The following is a 13,818-nucleotide window of genomic DNA, read 5'->3' on the forward strand; positions in this document are numbered from 1 at the left end:
CTGAATGTCGTTTCCGTGGTGCGGGTCAGCGGGTTTCGTAGATGCGTTCGTGGCCCTCCACGGCCGCGAGCCGGAAGGCGCCGGCGGTGTGTTCGGGCACATTGTGGCGGCCTGCGTCGACGGGGATCCGGAACTCGTGCAGGGACCGGTAGTCGTCGTAGGCGAGGGGTTTGCGGGCGGTGACCGCGTGGTCGTGGGCGGTGGCACGCAGATGGTCGCGATAGCCGGGAACGACGGTGGCGCAGAAGAACTCGGCAACACAGCCGGAGCCGTAGCTGAGCATCCCGACGTGCCGGCCGCCGAGCTCGTCTCGGTGGTCGAGCAGCGAGGCCAGCGCCAGGTACAGCGACGCGGTGTAGCTGTTGCCGATCGCCCGGTTGTAATGAGTGCTGGCGGCGAGCGCGGTGTCGAGGTCGTCGTGGGAAGTCGCCTGCCCGTGCGTGCCGAGCAGGTGGCGGTGGGCCTTGTAGGCCATCGCAGTGAATGGCTGGTGGTAGCAGAAAGCGGCGAAGTCGTCGAGGTCGCGGCCGCCGTGGCGGCGGTAGTCGGCGTAGGCGTGGGCGGTGGCGTCGAGGTAGGTCGTGATGGACAGCTTGCCGTCGACGACCGGGGTGGTGCGGTGATTGGGGCGCCAGAAATCCATCACGTGGCTGGAGTGGACGCCGGTGACGGACTCGAGTTCGGCGATGCAGGGGTCGGCGGTGACCAGGATCGCCGCGGCCGCGGCGCCCTGCGTGGCCTCTGCCGGAGTGCCCGTGTCGTAGCGGGCGATATCGGTCGCGATGACGAGCACTTGGTGGGCCGGGTCGCGGGCGATGAGTCCGGCGGCGAATTGCAGGCCCGCGGTGGCGGCGTAGCACGCCTGTTTGAGTTCGACGACGCGGGTGGTGTGCGGCAGCCGCAGCAACGGATGCAGATACAGGCCGGCGGCTTTGGACTGGTCGACGCCAGTTTCGGTGGCCAGCAACACGGTTCGCAGCGCGCTGGTGCCGTGGCGTTCGAGGACGGGCGCCGCCGCGGCGGCGGCGAGGGTGACGATGTCTTCGTCGGGAGCGGGGACGCTCATCGCGTCTTGGCCGATCCCGCGGTGGTATTTGGCGACGTCGACACCGTGGTGCCGGGCGAGGGTGGCGTGATCGATCATGTAGTGGGTGGTGGCGATGGACAGGTCGGCGATTCCGACGCGCGGGTGGGGCATGGCCGAGTCCTCCTTCGGTGTCAGCGGTGGGTGCGTTCGAACCGGGTGTGGGCGCGCATCAGCTCACCGGGATTGGTTTGGGCCGCAAGCAGTGACAGCTCTCCGCACAGCACGGTGGCGGCGGCGAGCGCGGCGAGTCGGCGGGCGTTGGCTCCCGGCGGCCGTTCCTGGCGGCAGCCGAGGCGGGTGAGCGCCTGCTCGACATGCGGGAGATGTTTGCCGTTACCGACGGTGCCGACGATCAGATTGGGCAGCGTGCAGGAGAAATAGAGATCGCCGTCGCGGTCGTCGGCACGGGTGATGCCTTGTGAGCCCTCGACGATATTGGCCGCGTCCTGTCCGGTGGCGAGGTAGAACCCGAGCAGCATATTGGCGTAATGGGCGTTCGCGGAACGGATTCCGCCGGCGAGCAGGGTGCCGATGAGGTTCTTGCGGGTGTTCAGCGTGGCAAGCCGGGCCGCCGTGGTGCGCAATCTGCGCTCGACCACCTCACGGGGGAGCATGATCTCGGCGACGACGTTCTTGCCGCGGCCCAGGATGCCGTTGACGGCGCTGGCCTTCTTGTCCGTGCAGTAGTTTCCCGACACCGACTCGTAGCGCAATCCCGGAATGTCGGCGAGTATCCGGGCGGCGAGCCGGTCGGCGGCCTGGGTGGTCATATTGTGGCCCGCGGCGTCGCCGGTGGTGAATTCGAAGCGCAGGAACAACAGATTCCCGGCGATCTGATGATGCAGATCGATCAGCCGCGTGTGCCGGCTGTCCGCGGCGACGAGATCGCGGAGTTCGTCGAACCGGTCCCGGACGTGACCGACGGCGGCGAGGGCGATACTCGCGTCGTCGGCTTCCACCAGGATCGAGCGGGTCATCCGGTCATCGAGAACCGTGGCGACGATGCCCTGGTCGGTGAGTCTCGACACGGCGGCGCCGCGGCGCACGGAGGGCCACAGGGGAGTTTCGAAAGTGGCCAAGGGAATGTCGAATTCGCCGGTGACCGCATTGCCGCGGATACGGAGCGGGCCGAGCCACGCCATCGGCACGGTGGCGTGGTCGGTGGCCGGGCTGTGCGAGGTGGTCATGCGAGAACCGTCCCTTCGGCCGGTGCGCCCGGCCACGAGTCGGAGCGGGTCGCGACGCGGGACCCACTGCGGCGGGCGAACTGCGTTGTGTCGATACCTGCTGCACGGCAATAGCTTTCGACGGGGCCGGTCAACAGGAGGTCACAGTCTGTGAGGGCATCCGGTGTGGCGGCGCCGAGCACGGTCATGATCGAGACGAGGTGATCGAGCCACCCGCGGATCGTCGTGACGAGTGCGTCGGTGCCGCGGTCGAGCAGGACCGTGAGGAACGCTCCCGCTACTCCGGTCGCGCGGGCTCCCAAAGCGAGTGCGCGCGCGGTGTCGAGCGGAGAGCGGATACCGCCCGAGGCGAGCAGCGTCACGCCGTCGACGCCGGTGGCCGCGAGCAGGCAGCAGGGCGTGGACTGTCCCCAGCCTTCGAGGCAGGAGAATCCGAGGTCGGCACGCCGCCGATTCTCGATGCGCGCGAAGTCGGTTCCGCCACGTCCGCCGACATCGGCGACGGTGACCCCGAGATCGGCCAGCAGCGCCACTGTCGCTCGACTGAGGCCGAATCCGACCTCCTTCACGATCACCGGAACGTCCACGGCCGCGGCGATGGCCTCGATCCGCCCTGCCCAATGGGCGAAGTCGCGGTCGCCCTCGGGCATGACGATTTCCTGGACGGCGTTGAGGTGGATCTGCAGCGCGTTCGCCTCGAGGAGATCGATCGCGCGGCGGGCCTGCTCGGGCGTGGTGTCGGCGTTGACGTTCGCGAGCACGACGCCGCGCGGATTCTCTGTGCGCAGCACCCGATAAGTCTCGGCAAGCGCCGGATCGCGCAGGTAGGCGCTCATCGAACCTGCCGCGATCGGCAGTCCGGTCTCGGCGGCGGCAACGGCCAGTTCGCGGTTGATCGCGCCGGTGCGGTGGCTTCCGCCGGTCATCGCGTTGATGTATAACGGTGCGGGCCAACGGCAATCGGCGACCTCGACCGTCGGATCGACGTCGATGCGATCGATGCCGGCCAGCGCGTGGTGTACGAAGCGCACCGTGTCGAAGTCGTTGCCCTCGGCAGGTTGCCGGTGCTGGTCGACCGCCAGCCGCACATGGTCGTCCTTGCGATCGCCGATCGAGTCCGGGCGGGTCGTCATTCATGCCTCCTTTCACGGGAATCCGTGCCGTCACGCCGGCGCCGAGCCCGCTGGGCGGCTACACGGGAATGAGAGCGTGATCTCAGCTTCGGGCTCTCGATAGCCGAACAGAAGACACCGGTGCGCATGCGCCGCATGTGTTGTGCGCATACCCGACGGATCGCCCGCGAGTGACCGGTGGTGACAGGGTCACTCGGCGGCATTGCTGTCGCCGAGGTATACCTGCAGCGGGAGATGGCGGATTCCGGCGGCGGACCAGCGGCGGATCAGTGCGGCGGCCTGCTCGGTGCGGTCACGGGCGACGACGGCGATACCGCAGTCGCCGCCACCGGCGCCGGAGGACTTGGCCGCAATGCCGACGATATCGGCTGCGGTACAGAGCGCGTCGAGTTCGGGCGTGCGGATTCCCAGACCTGCGACGGCGTCGAGGTCCTCGAGAAGTGTTCGGGCCTGGCATATCTCACGCTGGACGCCGAGGACATCGTCGGCGGCCACGGCTGTGATGAGACGTTCGACGCAGGCCGTGGTCCCGGCGAGAAATGTCGGGTGTGCTCGGATACTCCGGTGGTTGCCGCCGGTGCGTCCGGTCAGCGCCGAGGTCGAGGCTGGTTGCCCGGTCCACCCCACCAGCAGGCGGGCGCGGTGCGGCGTCGGTAGTGGGCGGACCGACAAACCAGGCCAATCGGTGCGCAGCGCCCCGGTGACCGTGCCGGCCAGTTCCTGGATTCGGGCACGGTCGGGGCTGTGGTAGGCGATCCACCCACCCCATGTGGCGGCCGCGATGTCGCCGCCGGACGCTCTCGGGTCGATCGCGAGGGTGGCCAGCATGGCCAGCCGGTAACGGTCGGAAGGGGTGAGTGGGAGGAGATAGAAGTCGGTGAGGGCGGCGACGGTGGCGACGGTGATCGCGGCGCTGGAGCCCAGCCCGAGTTTGCGGCCGGAGCCGTCGGTCAGGTCGGCACCGGTGGCCGTGGCGGTGAACGGCTGTGGCCGCCCGCCTGATTCGATTACGAGCCGTTCCACGACGTTCGCGGCCGACAGTATGTACTCGAAGTTCTCGTCGCTGTGTCCGGGTGCCGGGACCAAGCGACCTCGGTCGCGCAGACATCGGATTCGCGTCCCGTCACCGAGATCCGAGCCGAGTATCGTTTCTCCGCAATGGGTTTCGGCTATTGTGACGGTGGCGCAGCGGTCGACAGCGACAACGACCGCGGGATGTCCCGGCTGCAGGACGGCGTACTCGCCGGCGAGGAACAGCTTGCCGGGTGCGCGGCGGCGGATCATCGTTGGTCGCCACCTGTCACGGTGACACCGGGGCCTGGGTGTGCGATACGGATCGCCATCGTGGCGTCGAGTTCGCGCAGTGCTACGACCACGCGTGCCGCGTCGTGGCGAGCGCACAGAACGGCGACGTTGGGACCGGCGTCGATGGTGGCGTAGGCCGAGATGCCGTCGGCCCGCAGTCTCTCGATACGGTCGAGCACACGCAGCGACCGAGGTGCGAGGTACCGTATCGCCGGCCTGGCCGCGAGCAGCACCGCATGCATTCCCAGTGCGTTGTGTTCGGCGATCTGCCCGGCGCGCTCCAGGTCTCCGGCGGCGAGCGCGGCGTGGACCTGCTCGAGGTCGGTGCGGCTCGCGGTGGCCCACGGGAGGTAGAACGGCGAGGTCGCGACCGAATGCCGCATGGCCGTCCGGCTCGGCAGCGCCTTGGGCTCGGCGTCGACGATCGCGACGACCAGCGCGACATCCAGTGCGCATTCGATCGGCTCGGCATAGCAGCTCTCGTCGCCGGCGGCGCCGAAACCTGTTCCGGCATGCCAGGTGACGAAACCTCCGAAGATTGAGCGGCACGCCGATCCGGACCCGCGGCGTGCGAGACGGGACAACGCTCTCGCGTCCAACTCCACACCGTAGGCGGCCGTCGCCGCGGCGGCGAGCGCGGCGAAGCCGCTGGCCGACGAGGCCAGCCCGGCGCCGGTCGGGACAGTGTTGTTCGTTTCCACCCGGGCCGGCTCGGCCCGGCCCGCCATGTCGCGCACCAAGTCGAGGAATCGTTCGACGCGCACGCGGGTCTGTGGCGGCACGCGACGGCCGTTGAGCGTCACGGTATCCACCGCCGCTTTCGGTCGCAGCGTGACTCGGGTCGTGGTGGGGAAGATGTCGAGGGTCATCGAAAGGCTGCTGGTGACCGGAAGGATCAGCGATTCGTCGCGTTTGCCCCAGTACTTCACCAACGCCATGTTGGGGTAGGCGATCGCGACCGGTCCGCTTCCCGCCCGTGCGGATTGGATTGGGCGGGAGGTGGTTTCGGAGGTACTCATGACGTCTCCTGTGTCATCGGCACGGTCCATGTCCGGTGGGCGCCCGCTGCGGTGAGCGCCTCGCGGACGGTCGCGGCGCGGTGTGGTTCGACCAGTGCCAGCACACAGCCCCCGAGCCCGCTGCCGGTCAGTTTCGCGCCGCACGCACCGGCTTTCAGAGCGGCAGCGATCAGCCGGTCGAGTTCTGTTGTGCTGATACCCAATTCGCGGAGTAACCGCTGGAACTCCGTCAGCCGCACTCCGAGTCCGGATGCGTCTCCGTCCGCCAGATCGGCGGCGGCGCCCTCGGTGAGTTCGGCCGCCTTGGTCAGCAACCGCCGGGCATTCGCGTGGTCGTGTTGCAGTCTCGCGCGCACCGAATCGACGGCCTGCCGCGTGCTGCCGGATTCGCCGGTGTCGGCCACGACGAGGCGGGCGTCCACACGCGTGGGGATCGGCCGGGCTATGCCGGCGGCGAACCGGATCGGCCCTGTGGCCGTGACCGCTGCGGCGTCGACGCCACTGGGTCGGCCGTGTGTGACCTTCTCGCCGGTCTGCACCAGCCTGTAGAGCGAGCGCTCGTCCAGCGCCGCGCCGCACAGGTCGGCGACTGCGCGCACCGATGCCGCGGCGGCCGCGGCGCTGGATCCCAAACCTCGCGCGGGCGGAATGTCGCTGCGAATCCGCACCTCCCACGGCCGGCCGCGGGGATCCCAGCACCGTAGCGCCGCCGCGGTGGCGGCGGCCACGCCGGAACCGGCCGGGATCGTGTCGGCACTGCAGGTGAACCGGACTTCCAGTGCGTCGTCGTGCCCCAGCCAATGAGCGGATGGGGCAGGCGGAGGCGAGCCGGCCTCCGGCGGGTGCAGCGTGGCGTGCGCTGAGAGTCCGGACATCGGAATCGCGATGGCGGGCATGCCGTAGACGACGGTGTGCTCGCCGATCAGGACGACCTTGCCGTGTGCACGTCCTGTCCCGGTGGCACGGTCCGGGGCGGTATCGGTCAGAGTCATTGCAGCGCTACCTTTTACCCTGGCGGCCGCTTCCGGCCGGCGTGACGGTGCGGTCATTCGATGAACGAACATCGCGTGATGGAGTCGGCATCGAACGCAGTTTCAGAATCGTGCTCCGCCGAAGTAGCCGGAAGGTTTCCCCGCGCATGGAGACCATGCGCGGGCGGCATACAGGCCCCTGGCGAAGTCAGCGCAGTGCCTGGTGGAGCGCGATGCGCAATTCCGCGGCATGATCGGGCGCGTCTGCGTTGATCAATTGCCGTACAACGCGGTACAGCTGTTGTTCGGCCCTGTTCGACAGCGTCTCGGCCGTGATCGTCAGGGCGTGCTCCGCGACGTCGAGCGCTTGATCGGACTGGCCCGTGCGGGCGAGCGCGACAGCGAACAGTGCCAGTCCGCGGCCCAGGTCTCGGCGGTTCTCGGGTTGCCAGCGGGGTAGGCGGGGCTCGAGCGTGGCGATGGCCTTGTCGGGGTGCCCGAGGTCGACCAGGCAGGCGGCAGCCTCCATGGCGATGTATTCGGGCGTGCAGTAGTCGGCGAGTTGATCGTTCTCCCCGTCCGGTTGGGTCGCATGGTCCCAGGCCTGCTCGAGGTCGTGGGCACAGTCCCCGGCGGCGCCGAGCTGAGCGTGGCCGTGGGCGAGCTGCCGCCATGCCATCGCGCGTAATCGGGGCGTCAGTCTGGCCGGTGTGCGCAAGGCGGCTTGGGCGAGTTCGATGGTGGCGTGCGGATTGCCGGAATCGGCGGCGAGATTGGACTGCCGCATCCGGATGTAGGACAGCAGCCGGTCGTCGTGGGCCTCGCGGGCTATACCGGCCGCGGTCGTCGTCCATTCGATGGCGGCGCGGAGGTTTCCGGCGTCCTGATGCAGCCACCCGAGGAACTCGGCGAATCGTGCGTGGACGGCGCGGAGTTTGGTGCGGGTCCGGCCGCGGCTGACGCGTGCCAGGTGTTCGACGAACTGCACCTGCTGGGTGACGATCGGCAACAGCGCGTGTGGTCCGGCGAGGTTGTCGGTGAGCACGTATTCGTCGAGGGTGCTCAGCAGCGAGTCGGCGAGCACCGGCTTCGCGGCCGGCGCAGCGACATCGACTGTGCCGCTGGGGAGCCGGAGTCGTTCGGTGGCGGGCGGCGGGTTCGGCGCCGGCTCGTCGATCTCGAACCAGAGCAGCTCGGCCGGCACGCCGAGAACGCGCGCGTAGCGGCTCAGCTTGTCGATGTCTCGAACTCTGCTGCGGCCGTTCTCGATTCGGCTGAGCTGGCCCTGCGTGATGTCGAGCCAGCGCGCGAGATCGGTCTGGGGGACAGGGCGCGGGCCGTGGGCGGGATGGTGCCGCCACGCACGGATGACCGCACCGATATCCTTGCTACGCAATGCTGTTCGCACGTCGGCGGTGCGCCAGTCGGCGGCCGACAACTGCGGGGCCGTATCGTTCGCCCGCGCGCATGCTCCGCAGCACGGACCCACGTTGTCACGAGCGAGCCGGGTGCCGCACCGCGTACAGGTCTGAATCCTGGCATTCCCCATCGAGACTCCAATCCGGGAGTCCGACAGACTGTCGCGCAAGGAAACTCGCGACTGTGCCGTCACGAGATCGTTCGGCGCTCGCCCGCCAGCCTCACTGCACCGCGGTGCGCACTATCGAGGTTGCAGTAGTGCGTTCGCGATGGTCGATAGCTCAAGTGTATGCGAGAACTGCACGGCGAGAACAAGTTACGTCGATAGCGAATGACCGATATGCAGGTGTTGCATAGCCGTGTCCGACGCATGCGCCGACCGCTACGATACGATAACCGTCTGGGAGCGCGTATCCGGACGACCACGAACTCGAACCCAGGGGAGTGGCGCGTTGTCTTCCTGGATCAACACCGCGACCTCTGCCGATGCGGCCGTCTCTCGGGCCCGTACCGCGATTCTCCCGATCGGGAGTTTCGAACAGCACGGACAGCATCTTCCGCTGATGACCGATACGGCGATCGCCTGTTCGATCGCGAACAGACTCTCCGCGGCCTACGACCTGTTCCTGCTCCCTCCGATCACCGTGTCCTGTTCACACGAACACGCAGGCTTCGCCGGAACGGTGTCGATCAAGGCAGCCACGCTGGTCGCGGTCGTGGACGACATCATCGAATCGTTGGCCCGGTCGAGTGTCACTACCTTGGTGGTCGTCAATGGGCACGGTGGCAACCATGTGCTGTCCAATGTCGTCTGTGAGCGCAACACCGACGCTCGCACGATGGCGCTGTTTCCGACGAAGGAAGACTGGAACGCCGCACGCGAATACGCGGGCATGCGGACCGACAGCCACACCGATATGCACGGCGGCGAGTTGGAAACCTCGATCTTGCTCCACACCTGTCCCGAACTCGTCGGCGACACCTACCGATCGGCCGACAACGCGACGGGTGATCGCCGGCATCTGTTCGTCACCGGCATGGCCGGCTACACCGCCAGCGGCATCATCGGTTACCCGTCGCTGGCGACTGCGGCCAAAGGACAAGCCGCACTCGACAGCCTCACCGCATCCTTCGCCGATCAGCTCGCAGTGCTCGCCGACTGCCACCGGCTGCCGGTGGGGGCCGTCGCCCGGTACCGCCGCGACGGCATCGATTCCGTGCACTCATAGGTGTGGGTAGATGCGGTGGCTATGCGGGTGCCGCATGGCAGGCATGCGCCGGACTGCGTTGTTCCGGGCGGGCCGCGAGCCGATCCTGAGAATCAATATCGCTCCGATCCGGTGCGAACCGGCCGGGTGCGGGATCGGCCTAGCCGTGCCGTCGTGGTTGGCGGGCGAAGATCAGAGCCGAGGACGGTGCAGGCGTAATGACCCGAACAGCAACGAGTTTCGATGCGAATGCTGCCGAGACGGTGCTGCGGAGCGCTCGGCGGCGGTGCGAGCCGGGACTGCGGGACGCGATCGCGGAACTGCCCGAGCCGCTCGGGCGCATGGCGACCTACCATTTCGGCTGGAGGGACCGATCCGGCAATCCGACCGGAGCGGGCTGGGGAAAGGGTTTGCGTGCCGCGTTGTCGTTCGCCGCGGCCACTGCCTGCGGAGCGGATCCGGTGGTTGCGGTGCCTGCCGCGGTCGCTGTCGAACTGATCCATAATTTCACGCTGGTTCACGATGATGTGATGGACGCGGACCGGATCCGGCGTGGCCGTGCGACGGTCTGGAGTGTGTGGGGAATGCCCGACGCCATCTGCCTCGGCGACGCATTGCATGCCGCGGCTGTTCGCGTGCTGGTCGAGACGCTGCCTGCCTCCGTGGCCGCGGACTCGGTCGCCCGGGTGGAAAGCGCTGCGGCACAGTTGTGTCAGGGGCAGTCCGAGGATTGCTCGTTCGAAACCCGCTCGATGGTTTCGGTGGACGAATACCTCGCGATGGCCGAGGGCAAGACGGCCGCCCTGCTCGGGTGCGCGTGCGCGCTCGGCGCCGCCTGCGCCGGAGCGGACGCCGCCACCGTCACCGCCCTGGACACATTCGGCCGCGAACTCGGAATCGCATTCCAGATCACCGACGACCTGCTCGGGATCTGGGGCGATCCGGGTGTCACCGGAAAACCGGCAGGAAACGACGTCATCCGGCGAAAACGCACTTTCCCCGTCGTGGCAGCGCTCGAATCGAATGACCCCGCGGCGGCCGAACTCGCCGCGCTGTACCGGTCGGGCACGCCGATCACACCGACGCGGGCGGCCCACGCCGCGGACCTGATAGTCACCGCGGGCGGTAAACAGCGAGCCCAGCGGTACGCCGACCAGAAGATCGACGCGGCTCTGGCGGTGCTCGCCGATCGCGCAGACGTCGACGACCTCATCGTGTTGGCGCATCTCGTTACCCACCGGCGCCGGTGAGTGGATGCCGCGATGGAGTTCGAGAGCCTTGACGCACCTGGAGGCAAGGAATTGGCAACCGAAAATCAGGACCGAGAATGCGATATGGACAGTGCGCAGTCGAGAGGGCTCGCCGATCCGAAGTTCACACGCAGCGAGCGGGTGCGATTCCCGGAGTTCGAAATCCGGCTGCCGTTCGAAGCCAACCTCTTCCAAGACCGAGTCGCTCCGGTCCGAAACCGACTTGCCGACCTGGGTGTCCACCTGGAGGAAGCCACCGGCGCCTGCGTCGTGCGGGTCGCATCATTGATGCATCCGCGAATCGGCCGGAACGATCTGCAACTGGTCGCCGATATCTTCGGCTTCTTCTTCGCCTGCGACGACCGGTTCGACGGACCCCTCGGCTGGGACAAGGCCGCCACCGCCGAGACCGTCGAGGTCAGCAAACAGGTCTTCGCCGGCTACGTACCCGACCAGGCGTCGGACCCGTTCAACTATGCGCTGATGCACCTCTGGGAACAAATACGACAACGTGCGAGCGCCGAACTGTGGGAACGCATCGTCACCCATACGCTCGGCTGGCTGGACCACTACCGGTGGGAGACCGGGCTACGCGTCGATCGACGCGTAGCCACGGTGACCGAGCAACGCCGAGAACGGTTCTGGGCCTCCGAGATGTCGTTCGACTGGGAGTACATCGAACTCACCGATGCCGCCTTCTTGCCGCGGCGGTTCATTCGTCACCCCACCATTCAGCAGACACTCACCGACTGCACATTGATCGTTGCTTGGTGGAACGACATCTGCAGTCTCGCCCGAGAAAATCCCTACAGCAACGTCGTCTACGCCATTCAGCAGGACCGATCCTGTGGTCTGCAGGACGCCATCGATAGCGCCTACCGGCTGGTCCTCGATCTGTGCGACAACGTGCTCGCTCAGCAAGCCCGCCTCCCTGCTCTACTGGGTGAGCTGCAACTCGATCCTCGCGAAACCGCCCGAGCAACCGCTTGGTGGGATAGTTTGCTGCTCAGCACCGGGGGAGCCCTGCGATGGCACGTGGAACCGGAGACCAGGCGTTACTGCCAGGATCGCCGCCAAGACCTCCCCACCCTTGTCTCGCCCTAGCGTTCCCGGGCGCCCGACCGCTCGGCTCGCGACAGGTGTTCCGGATCGGGGCCGTCGGCCGCGGACAGCCGCTGTGCGCCGGTCCACGTGGCGAGCAGTTCGAGCGCTGTCTCCGACGGTGAACCCGCCTCCGCGGTGTAGATGCACAACGTCTGGTCGGGATCGCCTGGCAGAGAGACGCTTTCGTAGTCGATGGTGAGATCGCCGACGAGGGGATGGTGGTAGCGCTTCGTGCCGTGACTGCGCTCGCGGACGTTGTGGTCCGCCCACCAACGCCGGAATTCCGGGCTCTTGACCGCGAGTTCGCCGACGAGTTCGGTGAGCAGCGGGTCGTCGGGGTGGCGGCCGGCGTCCAGGCGCAGGACCGCGACGTTGTCCCGGGCGACCTCCTCCCAATCGACGTACAGCTCGCGGGCGGATTCGTCGAGGAAGGTGTAGCGCAACATATTTCGGTCCCGAGGCGGGAGCGCCTCGAAGTCGGTCATCAACGCCCGGGCGAGACGGTTGGTTGCGAGGATGTCCATGCGGCGGCCGAAGACGAACGCGGGGGTCACGTCCTCCAGCGTCTCGAGAATGCGGCGGATCCCCGGGCGGACGCGCTGCACTCGCGCCGGAGTGCGGCGCCGGGCACGCCGCGGATTCGCCCGGGCAATCTGAAACAGATAGGACCGCTCGACCTCGTCCAGGCGCAGGGCGCGGGCAACGGCGTCGAGCACCTCGTCGGAGACGTTCAGGTTGCGTCCCTGCTCGAGGCGGCTGTAATAGTCCACACTCGCCCCGGCCAGCTGCGCCACCTCCTCGCGCCGCAGTCCCGGCACCCGGCGCACACCGCCCGTTCCACCGATCTGCACGTCTTCGACGTTCAGGCGCGCACGGCGGGTGCGCAGGAACTCCTTCAGCTCGGCGTTGTGCTCCATGGATCCAGTCTGGCCGGACCGGGAGCGCCTGTCGCCACCAAAGGTCGGTCTGCTGGACCCAGGTTCGCCGGACCTAGGTCGATCAGGGCGCGATTCGACCGTCTGCGGGGCCTCTCTCGGCGGTTGTCTCGAATACGCGGCCCAACCGCCGCGGACCACACCGAGGAGAGATCACCAATGACTATCCAGAACACCCTCGCCGGACGCGTCGCCGTCGTGACGGGCGCCTCCAGCGGTATCGGCGAGGCCACCGCCAAACGGCTGGCCGCCTCCGGGGCCGAGGTTGCCGTGCTCGCGCGCCGGGCCGATCGACTCGAGCAACTGGTCAAGGAGATCGAGCAGGCCGGCGGGACGGCGCTGGCCCTGGCCGTCGACGTGACCGATGCGCAGGCTGTGCGTCACGCGGCTGAGCGGGTCGCCGCCGAACTCGGCACCGTCGATCTGCTGTTCAACAATGCGGGTGTCATGCTGCCCGCGCCTGTCGAGGAGCTGCCGGTCGAGCAGTGGCAGCGGCAGATCGATCTGAACGTGACCGGGCTGATGAATGCCATCGGCGCGTTCGTCCCGCAGCTGATCGCCGCGGCCGCCGACAAGGGCGTGGCCGACCTGGTCAACACGTCATCGATCGCCGCGCAGAACATCTTCCCGAACTTCGCGGTGTACTCGGGCACCAAGGCCTACGTGACGCACCTGTCGCGCACCTTGCGCGCGGAACTCGGCGCCAAGGACGTCCGTGTCTCCGCGATCGAACCGGGCATCGTCGGCACGGAGTTGCAGAGCCACGTCACCGACGCCGGCGCCCAGGACTGGCTCGAAGGGTCGAAACAGGCGATGACCTGGCTCGAACCGGAGGATATCGCCGCGGCCGTCGAATTCCTGGCCGCCCAGCCCGCGCGGGTGAACCTGCAGCAGATCACAATCATGCCGACCCGGCAGCCGTCGTAACGCGGAACCGAAATGATATGCGCCGACAAGATACTCGGTATGCACCGCACAAGCTTCCGCTGAGAACAGACCCTCACGATGATCGGTCGTACGCACTGACGAAGGATCCAAGTGGCGAAGCGGGTGAAATGATATGACATCGGACTTCGAGACCCGACAGCCGGTCCGGTACGGGAGGTATCGTGCACGATATTCGGAATGAGGGTTATTACCAGCCCGAGATCGCTTGCTCGACACCGGTCGCCTTACATCCGCAATGGCCCAGAATCCGAG

At 67.6% G+C, this 13,818-nt stretch carries 12 protein-coding genes; 4 read left to right on the forward strand and 8 right to left on the reverse strand.

Features of this window, described 5'->3' with window-relative positions:
- Window positions 1-25 precede the first annotated feature (25 nt).
- The 7 genes from ACFMRZ_RS03055 to ACFMRZ_RS03085 form a co-directional block, all read right to left on the reverse strand.
- The gene (locus ACFMRZ_RS03055; RefSeq protein ID WP_400177800.1) at window positions 26-1,198 is read right to left on the reverse strand and encodes a hydroxymethylglutaryl-CoA synthase; all 1,173 of its coding nucleotides are present in this window, start codon (window positions 1,196-1,198) and stop codon (window positions 26-28) included.
- 20 nt (window positions 1,199-1,218) lie between these two features.
- Window positions 1,219-2,274: a hydroxymethylglutaryl-CoA reductase gene (locus ACFMRZ_RS03060; RefSeq protein ID WP_400177801.1), complete on the reverse strand. Its 1,056-nt coding sequence runs from the start codon at window positions 2,272-2,274 to the stop codon at window positions 1,219-1,221.
- A complete protein-coding gene (gene fni / locus ACFMRZ_RS03065; RefSeq protein ID WP_400177802.1) occupies window positions 2,271-3,407 on the reverse strand; it encodes a type 2 isopentenyl-diphosphate Delta-isomerase in 1,137 nt (378 codons plus the stop codon). The genes ACFMRZ_RS03060 and fni overlap by 4 nt, the downstream gene beginning before the upstream one ends.
- Window positions 3,408-3,596: 189 nt before the next feature.
- The gene (locus ACFMRZ_RS03070) at window positions 3,597-4,691 is read right to left on the reverse strand and encodes a phosphomevalonate kinase (protein WP_400177803.1); all 1,095 of its coding nucleotides are present in this window, start codon (window positions 4,689-4,691) and stop codon (window positions 3,597-3,599) included.
- Window positions 4,688-5,731, reverse strand: coding sequence for a diphosphomevalonate decarboxylase (gene mvaD, locus ACFMRZ_RS03075; RefSeq protein WP_400177804.1), 1,044 nt, complete (start codon window positions 5,729-5,731; stop codon window positions 4,688-4,690). The genes ACFMRZ_RS03070 and mvaD overlap by 4 nt, the downstream gene beginning before the upstream one ends.
- Window positions 5,728-6,723, reverse strand: a complete 996-nt coding sequence (gene mvk / locus ACFMRZ_RS03080) for a mevalonate kinase (protein WP_400177805.1) — start codon at window positions 6,721-6,723, stop codon at window positions 5,728-5,730. The genes mvaD and mvk overlap by 4 nt, the downstream gene beginning before the upstream one ends.
- A gap of 187 nt (window positions 6,724-6,910) precedes the next feature.
- Window positions 6,911-8,140: a helix-turn-helix domain-containing protein gene (locus tag ACFMRZ_RS03085; RefSeq protein ID WP_400177806.1), complete on the reverse strand. Its 1,230-nt coding sequence runs from the start codon at window positions 8,138-8,140 to the stop codon at window positions 6,911-6,913.
- Window positions 8,141-8,573: 433 nt separating this feature from the next.
- Between ACFMRZ_RS03085 and ACFMRZ_RS03090 the strand changes: the two genes are divergently transcribed.
- The 3 genes from ACFMRZ_RS03090 (at window position 8,574) to ACFMRZ_RS03100 (ending at window position 11,683) form a co-directional block, all read left to right on the forward strand.
- Complete coding sequence (locus tag ACFMRZ_RS03090; RefSeq protein ID WP_400177807.1) at window positions 8,574-9,350, forward strand: creatininase family protein; 777 nt, start codon at window positions 8,574-8,576, stop codon at window positions 9,348-9,350.
- Between the two features lie 197 nt (window positions 9,351-9,547).
- Complete coding sequence (locus ACFMRZ_RS03095) at window positions 9,548-10,579, forward strand: polyprenyl synthetase family protein (RefSeq protein WP_400177808.1); 1,032 nt, start codon at window positions 9,548-9,550, stop codon at window positions 10,577-10,579.
- Between the two features lie 12 nt (window positions 10,580-10,591).
- A complete protein-coding gene (locus ACFMRZ_RS03100) occupies window positions 10,592-11,683 on the forward strand; it encodes a terpene synthase family protein (RefSeq protein ID WP_400177809.1) in 1,092 nt (363 codons plus the stop codon).
- Here the strand turns inward: ACFMRZ_RS03100 and ACFMRZ_RS03105 are convergent.
- Window positions 11,680-12,600 carry a helix-turn-helix transcriptional regulator gene (locus ACFMRZ_RS03105; protein WP_400177810.1) on the reverse strand — a complete coding sequence of 307 codons (921 nt, stop codon included), beginning with the start codon at window positions 12,598-12,600 and terminating at the stop codon, window positions 11,680-11,682. The genes ACFMRZ_RS03100 and ACFMRZ_RS03105 overlap by 4 nt on opposite strands.
- A 177-nt stretch (window positions 12,601-12,777) precedes the next feature.
- On the opposite strand from ACFMRZ_RS03105, the gene ACFMRZ_RS03110 reads away from it, so the two are divergent.
- Window positions 12,778-13,545, forward strand: a complete 768-nt coding sequence (locus ACFMRZ_RS03110) for an SDR family oxidoreductase (protein WP_400177811.1) — start codon at window positions 12,778-12,780, stop codon at window positions 13,543-13,545.
- Window positions 13,546-13,818: the final 273 nt, after the last annotated feature.

The sequence above is a fragment of the Nocardia sp. N2S4-5 genome, from assembly GCF_044628355.1.
In the GTDB taxonomy this organism is placed as follows: domain Bacteria; phylum Actinomycetota; class Actinomycetes; order Mycobacteriales; family Mycobacteriaceae; genus Nocardia; species Nocardia wallacei_B.